11 protein-coding genes are annotated in these 13,797 nt (G+C 64.2%); 4 read left to right on the top strand and 7 right to left on the bottom strand.

The window, feature by feature from the left end; genetic code table 11:
* Positions 1-477: 477 nt before the first annotated feature.
* The 5 genes from P3C50_RS15105 to dksA form a co-directional block, all read right to left on the bottom strand.
* Positions 478-1,908: a sigma-54-dependent transcriptional regulator gene (locus P3C50_RS15105; RefSeq protein WP_275546644.1), complete on the bottom strand. Its 1,431-nt coding sequence runs from the start codon at positions 1,906-1,908 to the stop codon at positions 478-480.
* A gap of 53 nt (positions 1,909-1,961) precedes the next feature.
* On the bottom strand, positions 1,962-4,916 hold the full coding sequence (locus tag P3C50_RS15100; protein ID WP_275546643.1) for a sensor histidine kinase: 2,955 nt from the start codon (positions 4,914-4,916) through the stop codon (positions 1,962-1,964).
* Positions 4,900-5,076 (bottom strand): hypothetical protein, encoded by a 177-nt coding sequence (locus P3C50_RS15095; RefSeq protein ID WP_003244646.1) that lies wholly within the window; start codon positions 5,074-5,076, stop codon positions 4,900-4,902. Before P3C50_RS15095 ends, P3C50_RS15100 begins: the two co-directional genes overlap by 17 nt.
* A 145-nt stretch (positions 5,077-5,221) precedes the next feature.
* Entirely contained in the window at positions 5,222-6,106 is an 885-nt protein-coding gene (gene gluQRS, locus P3C50_RS15090) for a tRNA glutamyl-Q(34) synthetase GluQRS (protein ID WP_275546642.1), read from the bottom strand.
* A gap of 50 nt (positions 6,107-6,156) precedes the next feature.
* Positions 6,157-6,603 (bottom strand): RNA polymerase-binding protein DksA, encoded by a 447-nt coding sequence (gene dksA, locus P3C50_RS15085; protein WP_197859306.1) that lies wholly within the window; start codon positions 6,601-6,603, stop codon positions 6,157-6,159.
* Positions 6,604-6,861: 258 nt separating this feature from the next.
* Here dksA and P3C50_RS15080 point away from each other — a divergent pair, with 258 nt between their 5' ends.
* Positions 6,862-8,043, top strand: coding sequence for a pyridoxal phosphate-dependent aminotransferase (locus P3C50_RS15080; RefSeq protein ID WP_275546640.1), 1,182 nt, complete (start codon positions 6,862-6,864; stop codon positions 8,041-8,043).
* Positions 8,033-8,740 carry a DNA/RNA nuclease SfsA gene (gene sfsA, locus P3C50_RS15075; protein ID WP_275546639.1) on the top strand — a complete coding sequence of 236 codons (708 nt, stop codon included), beginning with the start codon at positions 8,033-8,035 and terminating at the stop codon, positions 8,738-8,740. Before P3C50_RS15080 ends, sfsA begins: the two co-directional genes overlap by 11 nt.
* A 96-nt stretch (positions 8,741-8,836) precedes the next feature.
* Here the strand turns inward: sfsA and P3C50_RS15070 are convergent, their stop codons facing one another.
* Positions 8,837-9,166, bottom strand: a complete 330-nt coding sequence (locus P3C50_RS15070) for a Rieske (2Fe-2S) protein (protein WP_275546638.1) — start codon at positions 9,164-9,166, stop codon at positions 8,837-8,839.
* A 165-nt stretch (positions 9,167-9,331) separates the two neighbouring features.
* The gene (locus P3C50_RS15065; RefSeq protein WP_275546637.1) at positions 9,332-11,542 is read right to left on the bottom strand and encodes a TonB-dependent hemoglobin/transferrin/lactoferrin family receptor; all 2,211 of its coding nucleotides are present in this window, start codon (positions 11,540-11,542) and stop codon (positions 9,332-9,334) included.
* Positions 11,543-11,732: 190 nt separating this feature from the next.
* Here P3C50_RS15065 and P3C50_RS15060 point away from each other — a divergent pair, with 190 nt between their 5' ends.
* Both P3C50_RS15060 and P3C50_RS15055 read left to right on the top strand, forming a co-directional pair.
* Positions 11,733-12,797 carry a hemin-degrading factor gene (locus P3C50_RS15060; RefSeq protein ID WP_275546636.1) on the top strand — a complete coding sequence of 355 codons (1,065 nt, stop codon included), beginning with the start codon at positions 11,733-11,735 and terminating at the stop codon, positions 12,795-12,797.
* 55 nt (positions 12,798-12,852) lie between these two features.
* The gene (locus P3C50_RS15055) at positions 12,853-13,752 is read left to right on the top strand and encodes a heme/hemin ABC transporter substrate-binding protein (protein ID WP_275546635.1); all 900 of its coding nucleotides are present in this window, start codon (positions 12,853-12,855) and stop codon (positions 13,750-13,752) included.
* Positions 13,753-13,797: the final 45 nt, after the last annotated feature.

Below are 13,797 nucleotides of genomic sequence, written 5' to 3'. Positions count from 1 at the left end.
CGGCCCTTCCCGGCTCGCCGTGGCTTACCGGGTGCTCCCTAGAAGGGGGAGCCAATAGCAAACGGATTTCTTTGGACGCTGATGCTGCCATTATCAACCAGTTCCGGCGCTGCCTTAGGGCAGTTTTATTGTTCTCAGCCTGGTCGCTGGGGCGAACCCCGTGCGGCAACTCCTCTCCAAAAGAATCAGTTAGCTGCGCCTCCGTACCTTGTTGTTCTTGTTGTTCTGGAGTCGTTACGTCTTGTTCTTATTGTGTAGGGCATTGCTTGTTATTGTTGTTGTGCCAGAGATAAAGCAGATGCCGTGCCAGTTTTCAAGATTCCTTGTAAATCAAAGGCTTGCGGCAATCTTGGAGTTCGGTGGGGTAGAAAAAAGCCGGGTTTTCGTTACCGTTATCCCCGGCCTTTGTTACGAGATATTGAAACGGTAACAACCTGTGGAACCCATGTGTGGGCAGGTTGTCACCGTGCCGTGATGTCAAGGGCCGGTGGTCACGCCGGATTTGCGTCGCGGAATGCCCAGGCGCTGACGGCGTTCCCACAGGCATTTGCGGCTGATACCCAGTTTGCGAGCCAGCTCGGTTTCGGTCATGTGGTCCTGGTGCTCGAGGACAAAGTGCTGGAAATAGTCTTCCAGCGACAGGTCTTCGGTAGGCTCGTGACTGTTGCCAGCGTTCTGCCCGGCGGCCGCTGGCAGGCCGAAATCCTCGTCATCCAGATCGTCCAGCTCGATATCGATGCCCAGCAGATCGGCGGAAATTTCCGCGCCCTCGCAGAGAATCACCGCACGCTCGATGGCGTTTTCCAGTTCGCGCACGTTACCTGGCCAGGAGTAATGACGGATCGCCTGCTCGGCATCATGGGCGAAACGCAGCGGTTCGCGGCTCATACGCGTGTATTGGCGTACCAGGAAGGCCTGGGCGATTTCGATGACGTCGCTGCCGCGTTCGCGCAATGCAGGCAGTTTCAGTGCGATGACGTGCAGGCGGTAATAAAGGTCTTCGCGGAACTGACCGGTCTTGGCCAGCGTCTTGAGGTCGCGGTGGGTGGCGGCGATCAGGCGCACATCCACCTTCTGCGATTGCACCGAGCCGACCCGGCGAATTTCGCCTTCCTGCAGTACACGCAGCAGTCGCGCCTGAGCTTCCAGCGGCAGTTCGCCGATTTCGTCGAGGAACAGCGTACCGCCGTCGGCCGCTTCCACCAGGCCGGCGCGCCCGGCGCTGGCGCCGGTGAAGGCGCCTTTCTCGTGGCCGAACAGCTCGGACTCGATCAGCGTTTCCGGAATGGCGGCGCAGTTCACCGAGATCAGCGGCGCCTTGGCGCGCCTGGAGAGGTTGTGCAGGGCGCGCGCGACCAGCTCCTTGCCGGTGCCTGACTCGCCCTGCACCAGTACGTTGGAATCGGTGGGGGCGACCTTGCGAATCTTGCTGTAGAGCTCCTGCATGGCAGCGCAGGAACCGATGATGCCGATCTCGCCGTTGGCGTTGTCCGCTGTCTTCTCGGCATTGCCGCTGCGCGCGCTGTTGGCGGCTGGCGCTGGGGCATTGCTGGCTTGCTGGCGGTCGCGCAGGATGCGGGCGACCGCCTGCAGCATCTCGTCGTGGTCGAAGGGCTTGGCGATGTAATCGACCGCGCCCATTTTCATCGAGTCCACCGCCGAGCGCAGGCTGGCGTAGCTGGTCATGATCAGCACCGGAGTGCCTTCGGCCAGCTTGATCAGTTCGGTGCCCGGCGCGCCAGGCAGGCGCAGGTCGCTGACGATCAGGTCGAAGGTGGGAATGCTGTAGCGCTCCTGGGCTTCCTGTACCGAGCCGGCTTCGCTGACTTGGTACTGATTGCGTTCGAGCAGGCGGCGCAAGGCAGAGCGGATAATGGTTTCGTCTTCGACGATAAGAATATGTGGCATTAATTCGATCTCTCGACGGTCACGGTGGCGCCGTTGGCACCCTATATCGCTGTTTACATCGCTACGGACGTCGCCTCGACATGCCTGGGCAGGGTGACCCGAATGCGAGTGCCCAGTTGGCGCTCGGGGTCGGCCGGGCTGTCGATTGTTATTTGTCCATAATGCTCTTCCACGATCGAATAGACCAGCGCGAGGCCCAGGCCTGTCCCCTCGCCGGGGTCCTTGGTGGTGAAGAAGGGTTCGAACAGCTGGTCGATGATCGCCTTGGGAATGCCGCTGCCTTCGTCCTCGACGATCAGGTCGACGGTATGCTCGCTAGCCTCGCTGCGCACGCGAATGGCGCCGCCGGGTGGCGAGGCGTCACGCGCGTTGGACAGCAGGTTGATCAGCACCTGGGCCAGGCGCTGCGGGTCGCCGCAGGCCCAGTGCTGCGGATCGCACAGGTTATAGAACTGGATCTCGAAGTTGCGCTTGTTCAGCGACAGCAGGCCAATGGCGTCCTGCGCCACGTCGGCCAGGCACACGGGTTCGTCGCTGCGCTGGTGGCTGCCGGAGTGGGCGAAGCTCATCAGCGACTGGACGATGCGTGATACACGCTTGGTCTGTTCGAGAATCTGACCGCTGATTTCGGTCAGTTCGCCATCGTTTTCGCGCTCCTCGCGCAGGTTCTGCGCCAGGCAGGCGATACCGGTGATCGGGTTGCCGATCTCGTGGGCGACCCCGGCGGCGAGACGGCCGATACTGGCCAGGCGCTCGGAGTGCACCAGCTTGTCTTCGAGCATCTGGGTTTCGGTCTGATCCTCGACCAGCAGCACCAGACCGCTGTTACCGGGCGCCAGTGGTTCGTCGATGGCTGCCTTGTGCAGGTTCAGCCAGCGAATCTGCCCGTCGAGCGCCAGATGCTGTTTGTGCAGGTGCTGGTCGGGGCGTTCGATGAAGTCCTGCAGCAGGCTCTGCCAGGGTTCGGCAAGGGTGCTCAGGCGCGAACCGACGATGCGTTGCGCGGGTATGTCGGTGAGTTCTTCCATGGCCCGGTTCCACATCAGGATTTCCTGGTCCTTGGCCAGCGAGCACACGCCCATGGGCAGTTCCTGCAAGGTCTGGCGGTGATAGCGGCGCAGGGCGTCGAGCTCGGCGGCCAGGCCGGTGAGGCGCGACTGGTAATCCTCCAGGCGGCTTTCGATGAAGTGGATGTCCTCGGTGACATAGCCTTCGGCGCCGGACTTGTAGGGCAGGAAGGTTTCGACGATGTCCTGCGCCACGCTCGGCCCCATCAGGCCGGACAGGTTGGCCTCGATACGGTCGCGCAGGCGGCGCAGGGCATAAGGGCGGCTCTCGTCGAAGGGCAGGTGCAGGTCGCGCAGGGCCTGTTCCACTTCGCGCTGCGCGGTCTTGGCGCCGAGCGGCTTGGCCAGTTGTGCGGCAAAGTCCTGCGGGGAAACGGCGACCAGCTCGCGCCGCTGCGGGCGGCGCACGTTGTCCACCGCGCAGGCCTCGGCGGCGCTCTTTTCCTCGGGGCTGGCCTCGGTGAACAGTGAGACCAGGGTGAACATCAGCACGTTGGCCGCCAGTGAGGCGATGGCCGCCAGGTGCCAGCTGGCGTCATCGAGCACATAGATGACGTTGAACAGCGGCAGGTAGAAGCCTTCCAGATTGCCCAGCAGTGGCAGCAGCATGGTCAGTGCCCAGACGCTGATGCCGGCCAGCAGGCCGGCGAGGAAACCGCGGCGATTGGCCGTCTGCCAATACAGCACTGACAGTACGCCGGGCAGGAACTGCAAGGTGGCGACGAAGGCGACGATACCCAGGTTGGCCAGATCCTGCTGGGCGCCGAGCAGCAGATAGAACCCGTAGCCGGCCATGATGATAGCCACGATCAGCGCGCGCCGCGTCCACTTCAGCCAGCGGTAGATGTTGCCTTCGGCTGGCGGTTGGTAGAGCGGCAGCACCAGGTGGTTCAGCGCCATGCCGGACAGCGCCAGGGTCGAGACGATGATCAGGCCGCTGGATGCCGACAGACCGCCGACATAGGCGAGCAGGGCCAGGGTTTCGCTGTTGACCGCGATACCCAAGCCCAGGGTGAAGTACTCGGGGTTGGTAGTGGCGCCGAGCTTGAGGCCGGCCCAGAGAATCAGTGGCACGGCCAGGCTCATCAGCAGCAGGAACAGTGGTAGGCCCCAGCTGGCGCTGACCATGGCGCGCGGGTTGAGGTTCTCGGTGAAGGTCATGTGGTACATGTGTGGCATGACGATGGCCGAGGCGAAGAACACCAGCAGCAGGGTGCGCCACGGGCCTTCCTGCAGCGGCGTATGCAGCGTGGCCAGTGCCGCCTGGTTCTGCACCAGCCATAGCTCCAGCTCACGCGGGCCGCCGAACACCTGATACAGCGCGTACCAGCCGATCACGCCGAGGGCCACCAGCTTGACCAGCGACTCGAAGGCGATGGCGAACACCAGGCCCTCGTGCTTCTCGCGCGTGGCGATATGGCGCGCGCCGAACAGGATGGTGAACAGGATGATCAGCCCGCAGTAGCTCAGCGCGACCTTTTCCTGCAGCGGCTCGCGGCTGAGGATGCCGATGGAGTCGGACACTGCCTGGATCTGCAGGGCCAGCAGCGGCAGCACGCCAATCAGCATGAACAGGGTGGTCAGGGCGCCGGCCCAGGTGCTGCGAAAGCGGAAGGCGAACAGATCGGCCAGCGATGACAGCTGGTAGGTGCGGGTGATGCGCAGGATTGGATAGAGCAGCACCGGTGCCAGCAGAAAGGCCCCGGAAACTCCGAGGTAGCTGGCAAGAAAGCCGTAACCGTACTGGTAGGCCAGGCCGACCGTGCCGTAGAAGGCCCACGCGCTGGCATAGACGCCCAACGACAGGGTGTAGGTCAGCGGGTGGCGGATGATCCAGCGGGGGATAAGGCCCTTTTCACTGACCCAGGCGACCCCGAACAGCATCAGCAGATAGCCGGCGCTGATCAGGATCAGTTCGCTCAGGCTAAAGCTCGTCAGCATCGCGTTGGCTCTGAAGAATGAAGGTGACGACGATCAGGATCAGCCACAGCAGATAAGGCCGGTACCAGGCGCCATTGGGGTCGATCCACCAGTCCATGATGGCCGGTGAGAACAGGTAGATCCCCACTACCAGGATCAGAACCAGTCGGTAGATATACATGTGACATCTCGTCGAAAGATGCCGCGATGGTAAAGGAAGCCGCGCGCTTCAAGCCACAAACTTGAAGCCAGCGCATCTAGCGCGTAGCCCGGATGAAATCAGCAGATGTCTGCACCCTCGTTCCCGGATTGCATCCGGGCTACGCCTATTTCAATTGCGCTTCGGCCAGGGTGCGGCTGCGGGGAATGCGCGTGGCGTCCCAGTTGGCGATACCCCAGGCCAGCAGTTCGGCAGGCGCCGCGCCTTGCAGTTCGGCGGGGGGGTGCTGGCCCAGCGCACGAAGGGCGCGCAGCAGCAGAGGCCCGGCCTGGTCGGCGGGTAGCGGCGGCGAACGGTAGCTCTTGCCCAGCTTGTGGCCGTCCGGCTGGATGATCAGCGGCACGTGCAGGTAGCGTGGCTGCGCCAGCCCGAGCAGCTCCTGCAGGTAAAGCTGGCGAGGGGTGGAGTCGAGCAGGTCGGCGCCACGCACCACGTCGGTCACGCCCTGCCAGGCATCGTCCAGCACCACGGCGAGTTGATAGGCGAACAATCCATCACGCCGTCGGATCACGAAGTCGCCGACTTCAAGGCCCAAATGCTGACGAAATTCCCCCTGCACGCGGTCGACGAAGTGGTAGTCCAGCTCCGGCACGCGCAGGCGGATGGCCGCGTCGTGATCGGGATGGCAGGCGTTGCGGCAAAAGCCCGGATAGATGCCGGCGTAGCCTTCGAGCTGCTTGCGTGAACAGATGCAGGCGTAGGCCAGCCCCTGGCTGAACAGGCGGGCAATCACTGCGGCGTATTCGGCGTTGCGCTCGCTCTGGCGCACCAGCTCACCGTCCCACTCGAAGCCGTAGCATTCCAGGGTGCGCAGGATCGCATCCTGTGCACCGGGCACTTCCCGCGGTGGGTCGAGATCTTCCATGCGCAGCAGCCAGCGACCGCCAACGGCGCGGGCGTCGAGATAGGAGGCGAGGGCGGCGACCAGCGAGCCAAAATGCAGGTAGCCGCTGGGCGTAGGGGCGAAGCGCCCGATATAGGCTGTGTTCATGCAGCGAAGGCCAGAAACAGAGCGGGGCGCCTAAGCGCCCCGTCGTCAGATCAGGAACCGATCTGCTTTTCCTTGATTTCCGCCAGCGTCTTGCAGTCGATGCAAAGGGTCGCGGTCGGGCGGGCTTCGAGGCGGCGAATGCCGATCTCGACGCCGCAGGAGTCGCACCAGCCGTAGTCTTCGTCTTCGATAAGCTGCAGGGTCTCGTCGATCTTCTTGATCAGCTTGCGCTCACGATCACGGGCACGCAGCTCCAGGCTGAACTCTTCTTCCTGGCTGGCGCGGTCCGCCGGATCGGGGAAGTTGGCCGCTTCGTCCTGCATGTGGTGCACGGTGCGGTCGACTTCCTGCATCAGCTCCAGCTTCCACTTATTGAGGATGCTGGTGAAGTGAGCGCGCATCGGCTCGCTCATGTATTCCTCGCCTTTCTTCTCTTGATAAGGCTCGAAACCACGAATCAGCTGGCTGGTGCTTTGGGCTTTTTCTTTTGTGGGCATGGATGACGCCTCTCACTCTTTCGAATCCATCGCGCAGGTTATTCCATTGCCAGGCGTTTGTCCGGCCCTGCGACTGCAAGCCGGCGAACTTACCAGATCGAATCGGGGCGCGCTACTCCCGGTTGTCTCCGCCTTGTTCGGGGTGTGAACGAAATCTGCATGGGCCTGGCTGGCAAGCGTAGCGGCGCTTTGGCGCCCTTGCCGTGGCCGCAAGCGGCCCTGCTAGAATCCGCGCCTCGCAATTGTGAAGACAGACCCATGGCTCAGCTCTACAGCGGGCGCAGTCGCGCCATCGAACCCTTCCATGTGATGGCCTTGCTGGCACGAGCCAACGAGCTGCAGGCGGCCGGCCACGATGTGATTCACCTGGAGATTGGCGAGCCGGACTTCACCACCGCCGAGCCGATCATCCGTGCCGGCCAGGCCGCGCTGGCCGGCGGGCACACGCGCTACACCGCGGCACGGGGCCTGCCGCAGCTGCGCGAGGCGATTGCCGGCTTCTACGCCGAGCGTTACCGCCTGAATATCGATCCGCAGCGCATCCTGGTCACGCCGGGTGGCTCCGGTGCACTGCTGCTGGCCGCCAGCCTGCTGGTCGACCCGGGCAAGCACTGGTTGCTCGCCGACCCGGGCTATCCGTGCAACCGGCACTTCCTGCGCCTGGTCGAAGGCGCGGCGCAGCTGGTGCCGGTCGGTCCGGACGTGCGTTACCAACTGACCCCGCAACTGGTGGAGCGGCATTGGGACGCGGGCAGCGTCGGCGCACTGGTGGCCTCGCCAGCCAACCCGACTGGAACGCTGCTGCACAAGGATGAGCTGGCGGCGCTGTCGACCTGCCTCAAGCAGCGTGGCGGCCATCTGGTGGTGGACGAGATCTACCACGGCCTGACCTACGGCTGCGATGCTCCGAGCGTGCTGGAAGTGGATGACGATGCCTTCGTCCTCAATAGTTTCTCGAAATATTTCGGCATGACCGGCTGGCGCCTGGGCTGGCTGGTAGCACCCGATGCTGCCGTGCCGGAGCTGGAAAAGCTGGCGCAGAACCTCTACATCAGCGCCCCGAGCATGGCCCAGCATGCCGCGCTGGCCTGCTTCGAACCGGCCACGCTGGCGATCCTCGAAGAGCGCCGCCACGAATTTCAGCGTCGCCGTGACTATCTGTTGCCGGCGCTGCGCGAGCTGGGCTTCGGTATCGCCGCTACGCCTGAAGGCGCCTTCTATCTATATGCAGACATCAGCGCCTTTGGCGGCGACGCCTTCGCTTTCTGCCGTCACTTCATCGAAACCGAGCATGTGGCCTTCACCCCGGGCCTGGATTTCGGCCGTTACCAGGCCGGGCACCATGTGCGTTTCGCCTACACGCAGAATGTCGAACGCCTGCAGCAGGCGGTCGAGCGTATCGCCCGCGGCCTGAAGAGCTGGCAGCCCGATGCGCTTTGATCCGCCGCTGGAACAGGGTCGTCTGCTGCGCCGCTACAAGCGTTTTCTCGCCGATATCGAGACGGCCAGCGGTGAGCTGCTGACCATCCACTGCGCCAACACCGGTTCGATGCTCAATTGCATGAGTGAAGGTTGCCGGGTGTGGTTCAGCCGCAGCAACGATCCCAAGCGCAAGCTGCCGGGCAGCTGGGAAATCAGCGAAACGCCACAGGGGCGCCTGGCCTGCATCAACACCGCACGGGCCAATGCGCTGGTGGAAGAGGCGCTGCGTGCCGGGCTGATCACCGAGCTGGCCGGCTTTACCGCGCTCAAGCGCGAGGTGGCTTACGGCGTGGAGAACAGCCGCGCCGATTTTCGCCTGGATTACCCGGACGGGCCGGCCTATGTTGAGGTCAAGAGCGTGACGCTGGGCTTCGAGGGCAGTGACGTCGCGGCCTTTCCCGATGCGGTGACGCAGCGCGGCGCCAAGCATCTGCGCGAGCTGGCGGCGCTGGCGCGGGCCGGCGTGCGCACGGTGCAGCTGTATTGCGTGAACCTCTCGGACATTCGCGCCGTGCGCGCGGCGGAGGAGATCGATCCGGCTTACGCCGCCGGCCTGCGCGATGCCAAGGCCGCGGGCGTGGAGGTGCTGGCTTATGGCGCCGAGCTCAGCCCCGAGGGCGTCGCCCTGACGCGCCGGCTGGAAGTCCTGACGTAGGGTGCGCTGTTTCGGTAGCGCGGTGGGCGAGATCGCGATGTAGCCCGGATGCAATCCGGGAATTCAGTTTTCGCCCAATCCCGGATTGCATCCGGGCTACCTGGCCGCAGCGCCTTCGATCCAGATACCCTCGGCATCTTCCCGACACACCAGCAGTTGCAGCGCCTGCCCCTCGCAAGGCCCCGCCACGCATTCGCCACTTTCGATGAGAAACAGCGCGCCGTGGGTGGCGCAGCGGATCAGGCTGCCGCTGTCATCGAGAAAGGCATCCTTCTGCCATTCCAGGGCTATGCCGCGATGTGGGCAGCGGTTGAGGTAGGCATGCACCCGGCCGTCCCTGCGCACAGCGAGCAGGTCAAGTTGGTCGATGGTAAAGCCCCGGCTCTGGCCTTCAACCAGCTCCTGTGAGGCACACAAGCGGATCATCGCGGTTTCCCGTTAGCGTGAAGTCGCCGGGTGACGACCTCTGATGACCTCTCCCGTTGGGGGGAGAAGGTGGCGCATAGCGCCGCAACAGGTGTGGATTATCCCGCAGGAAGGAGGAGGGCGCATCCATGCGCCAAGTGGAACTCGGGATCTGCGTAAGCGTTTCTAGAACTGCCAGGATGCCGACACGCGGAAGCTGCGACCTGGCTCGCTGTAATAGTCGACCGGTTGCGGCGTGGTGCGGCCGCCAGCGCTGGGCACGTTGAGGGCGTTCCAGTACTTCTTGTCGAACAGGTTGAACAGGCCGGCCTGCAGCCTGACGCCGTCCAGTGCTGCCGGTTGCCAGTAACCGGTGAGATCGACCACGCCGTAGCCGGGGGCCTGGAAGTCGCCGTCGTTCTCGACCTTGTCGCGGCGGCGTGCGGCGGTCAGCATCAGGTCCGCGCCGTAGTGCTGCTGGGTGTAGCTGAGGCCGAGGGTGCCGGTCAGCGGGGCGACCGAGTTCAGGTGCTGCTTGGTCTCGCGATCCTTGCCCACGGCCCAGGCGACCGAGGTCCAGGCCTGCCAGGAGGGCGCGAACTGCCAGTGTGCGGTGCCTTCTGCGCCATAGATGCGCACCTTGTCGCGGTTTTCCATGACCTCGAAGAAGGTCGGGAACTCGCCCGGCTCGAAGCCGTAATCCTCTTCATTGGCCGCAATACTGTCGATGAAGTTCTTGTAGCGGTTGTCGAACAGACTGATGGAGCCACCCAGCCGGCTGTCGCCCAGGCGTGCGCCGACCTCGTAGCCGGTGCTCTCCTCGGGCTTGAGGTTGGGGTTGCCGACCCGCGCGTAGCCCATGCCGGAGTTGGTGAAGGTGCTGTACAGCTCGTTGACATCCGGTGCCTTGAAGCCCTGCGCCCACTGCGCGTAGAGGTTAGCCAGCTCGTGCGCCTGCCAGGTCAGCAGCAGGCTGCCGGACCAGTTGGAGTCCTTGTTCTCGGTGAGCATCACGCTGTCGCCGGCCAGCACGTAACCGCTGGTGCCGCTCTTGGGCTTGTATTCGTAACGGTCGTAACGCACGCCCGGTGTCAGGGTCAGGGTGTCGCTGAGGGCGATGTCGTCTTTCAGGTAGAGGCCATACAGGTTGCCCGGTGTTTTCGGCATCTCGGCCTGGTTGGTATGCAGGTTGATGCAGGAGAAGTAGATGCCAGCCGGCGTGCTGTCCGGGCGCGGCGGGAAGGGCGGCACCAGTACGCTCGGGCAGGCATCGTAGCCGCCGCTGTACTGCTCGGCCTCGACGCGGCTCCACTCCGCCCCCAGGGTCAGGTTGTGCTGGTCCAACTGCTTGCCCAGGCTGCTGGTGACGCCGTACTGGGTCTTCTCGATCTCGTTGTCGCGGCCAAAGGGGCCGGCCAGGGTCCCGGCGCGGATGGCATCCACCTCATCCTCGCGGCGCAGCTTCTGCCAGTAGACGACGGTGTCCGCCCAGTCCAGCAGGCCATCCGTGTTTTCGGCACGGTATTGGTGGTCGAAGGACAGACGTTTGCGCTCGTTGTTCTCGCGGGTGTCGTAGTGCCGAGGGTAGTTGACGGTGCCCTGGTTGATGCGGCTGTCCATGTCCTCGGTGCGCTCGAACAGTTCGGCGGTTACACCGACGCGGTGCCCGCCGTCGAGCTTTTGCTGAACCTTGAGCAGCAGGCTGTGCTGATCGGTATCGCTGGGGTTGGCCTCGGTACGCTGGGTGCCCAGCACATCGCGGTTGCCCTGGGTGTCGAGCTCGTGACCCTTGCGTCCGCCAGCCTGGAGCAACCAGGAAGTGTCGTTGACGCGACCGGCCAGCGCGGCATTGAGCCCCCAGCTACGATCGGCGCTGTCGTAGTCATTCTTGATCAGGCCGGCGAACTCGTCCTTGTCGCCCAGCAGGTCGTCCGGGTTCAGCGTGCGCAGCTGCAGCGCGCCACCCAGGGCGCCGGAGCCGACCTGGCTGGAGTTGGCACCGCGCACCACGTCGATCGAGGACAGGCTCTGGAAATCGATGCTGTCCAGGCCGCCATTCACTTCTCGCACTGCGTCGTTCAGCCAGGGCATGCGAATGCCGTCGATGGTGGTCAGCACGCGATCGCGGTCCAGGCCGCGGATGTTGATGCTGTTGTTGCTGCGGTTGAAGTTCACCCCGGGTTCCGCGCGTCGCGACAGGTCGTCGAAGCTGCGGATCTGACGGCGTTCCAGCGTTTGTGCATCGGTCTGGGTGGTGGTTGGCAGCGGCTGTTTGGCCGCAGCAGCGGTGACTTCGACATCTGGCAACTCGGTCGGCGTATCGGCCAGGGCTAGGGAAGGGCACAGCAACAGCAGCGCGAGCCAGGGACGGCGAGCGTAGGGCGGACGGACGAGCATGGTGGTACTCCATTGCATGCTTGGCAGTTCTGCGACTGCCTGGTTGGCGACGGCGCAAGACGTTAACCAGATTATTTATCTGATGCAAATAATTCTCAGGTAGATTATCTTTCTCGAAAATTGCACTGCTGTGTCGGCACGCGCTCGCGTCGTCGCCGGAGTGGATAACCCGTGAGAGAGGAACGTCCCGATGAGTACCGCAAACACCCTGGCCGCACCGGCTGCCAATCTGTACCAGGCCTGGCAAGCGCTACGTGATGAGCAACCCCGACTGCGCGCCCGCGAAGCAGCAGCGCAGCTGGGCGTCAGCGAGGCTGAACTGACTGCCAGCCGTCTTGGCATCGATACCCGGCGCCTTCGCCCGGACTGGGCCGCGCTGCTGCCGGCGCTCGGCGAGCTGGGGCATGTGATGGTGCTGACCCGCAACGAGCACTGCGTGCATGAGCGCAAGGGGCTGTACCGCGAGGTGAGCGTTTCCGCCTCCGGGCAGATGGGCCTGGTGGTATCCGCCGATATCGACCTGCGTCTGTTTCTCGGTGGCTGGGCCAGCGTATTCGCTGTCGCCGAGGAGACCGCCAAGGGTACCCAGCGCAGCATCCAGGTGTTCGACCAGCAGGGTGTTGCCGTGCACAAGGTGTACCTGACCGAGCGTAGTGAGCTGGACGCCTGGCAACCGCTGATCGAGCGCTTCGCCGGCGAGCAGAGCGCCGAGCTGCAATTGCTGCCACCGCCTGCCGCACCAGCGCGCAAGGCCGATGCCGATATCGACACTCAGGCGCTGCGTGAGGGTTGGGCGACGCTGCAGGACACCCACCATTTCTTCGCCCTGCTGAAAAAACATCAGGTGGCCCGCACCCAGGCGCTGCGCCTGGCGGGCGAACAATGGGCGCAGCCGCTGGCAATCTCCGAACTGACGGTGCTGATGGAGCAGGCGGCTGCCCGTGAAGTGCCGATCATGGTGTTCGTCGGCAACCGCCACTGCATCCAGATTCACACCGGTACGGTGAACAACCTGCGCTGGATGGACAGTTGGTTCAACGTGCTCGACCCCGACTTCAACCTACACCTGCAGACCCGTGGCGTGGTCGAGCTATGGCGTGTACGCAAACCCAGTGTCGACGGCGTGATCACCAGCCTGGAGGCCTTCGACGCAGACGGTGAACTGGTGGTCCAGCTGTTCGGCGCGCGCAAGCCCGGTATGGCCGAGCGTGACGACTGGCGCGAGCTGGCCGAGTCGCTGCCGGTGCTGGCCTGATCCGTGCCGGTTCCCCGTAGGGGCCGGTCGATGTCACGTTCGAGGAGTCGAGACCATGCGTCTTGCGAATATCCTGGGCGGCCTGGCGGCCGTCCTGCTGTTTCCCAATCTGGCGCTGGCTGACGAGCCATTGCCGCAGCGCTGGGTATGCTCCGGCGGAGCCCTGAGCGAGTGGGTGGTGTTGCTGGGCGGTGAAAACAAGCTGGTGGGTGTCGATACCACCAGTCGGCATCCGGCGTCATTGAGCAAACTGCCCAGCGTCGGTTATCAGCGTCAACTGGCGGCTGAGGGCATTCTCGCCCTGCGCCCTGATCTGCTGCTTGGCAGCGAGGAAATGGGCCCGCCGCCGGTACTCGAGCAACTGGCGGCGGCTGGCGTGCGCATCGAGCGTCTCAGCGCGCAGGCCGAGCTGGACACCCTGCAGACCAACCTGCAGCGTCTGGGGCACCTGCTCGGTGATGAAGCGTCGGCGCAACGCGCCTTTGCCGATTACCAGGCGCGTCTGCAGACCCAGCAGCAGTGGGTCGAACAGGCCCAGCGCAGCCAGGAGGCACCCGGTGTACTGTTGTTGCTCGGGCATGCCGGTGGCAGCCCGCTGGTGGGCGGCACCGATACGGCGGCCGACTGGCTGATCAGCCGCGCCGGTGGGCGCAACCTGGCCAGCCACACTGGCTATAAGGCGTTGTCCAGCGAAGCGCTGCTGGCGCTTGACCCTCAGGTCATGGTGGTGGCTGATCGCGCCCTGGAAGGCGATGCCGCGAGGCAGGCCCTGCTGCAGCAGAACCCGGCCCTGGCCGCTACCCGCGCGGCGCGCGAGGGACGTTTGCTGGCGCTCGACCCGACCCTGCTGGTTGGCGGCCTTGGGCCGCGCGTACCGGATGGGCTGGCGATGCTCGCCGCAGGCTTTTATCCTGCCAGCCAACCCCTGACTGCTGAAGCCAAACGCGAGCCATGACCTCACCTTTTTCGACGCGCCCTTTGTTCATTGCACTGGGCTTGT

Source organism: Pseudomonas sp. Marseille-Q0931 (assembly GCF_940789645.1).
In the GTDB taxonomy this organism is placed as follows: domain Bacteria; phylum Pseudomonadota; class Gammaproteobacteria; order Pseudomonadales; family Pseudomonadaceae; genus Aquipseudomonas.
The sequence above is the reverse complement of the archived record's forward strand: the minus strand, read 5'-3'. Positions and strand labels throughout refer to the sequence as shown.

Bases quoted from the DNA above. Each gene is read 5' to 3' on its own strand.
- P3C50_RS15105 (WP_275546644.1), bottom strand. From the start codon at position 1,908: ATGCCACATATTCTTATCGTCGAAGACGAAACCATTATCCGCTCTGCC.
- P3C50_RS15100 (WP_275546643.1), bottom strand. From the start codon at position 4,916: ATGCTGACGAGCTTTAGCCTGAGCGAACTGATCCTGATCAGCGCCGGC.
- P3C50_RS15095 (WP_003244646.1), bottom strand. From the start codon at position 5,076: ATGTATATCTACCGACTGGTTCTGATCCTGGTAGTGGGGATCTACCTG.
- gluQRS (WP_275546642.1), bottom strand. From the start codon at position 6,106: ATGAACACAGCCTATATCGGGCGCTTCGCCCCTACGCCCAGCGGCTAC.
- dksA (WP_197859306.1), bottom strand. From the start codon at position 6,603: ATGCCCACAAAAGAAAAAGCCCAAAGCACCAGCCAGCTGATTCGTGGT.
- P3C50_RS15080 (WP_275546640.1), top strand. From the start codon at position 6,862: ATGGCTCAGCTCTACAGCGGGCGCAGTCGCGCCATCGAACCCTTCCAT.
- sfsA (WP_275546639.1), top strand. From the start codon at position 8,033: ATGCGCTTTGATCCGCCGCTGGAACAGGGTCGTCTGCTGCGCCGCTAC.
- P3C50_RS15070 (WP_275546638.1), bottom strand. From the start codon at position 9,166: ATGATCCGCTTGTGTGCCTCACAGGAGCTGGTTGAAGGCCAGAGCCGG.
- P3C50_RS15065 (WP_275546637.1), bottom strand. From the start codon at position 11,542: ATGCTCGTCCGTCCGCCCTACGCTCGCCGTCCCTGGCTCGCGCTGCTG.
- P3C50_RS15060 (WP_275546636.1), top strand. From the start codon at position 11,733: ATGAGTACCGCAAACACCCTGGCCGCACCGGCTGCCAATCTGTACCAG.
- P3C50_RS15055 (WP_275546635.1), top strand. From the start codon at position 12,853: ATGCGTCTTGCGAATATCCTGGGCGGCCTGGCGGCCGTCCTGCTGTTT.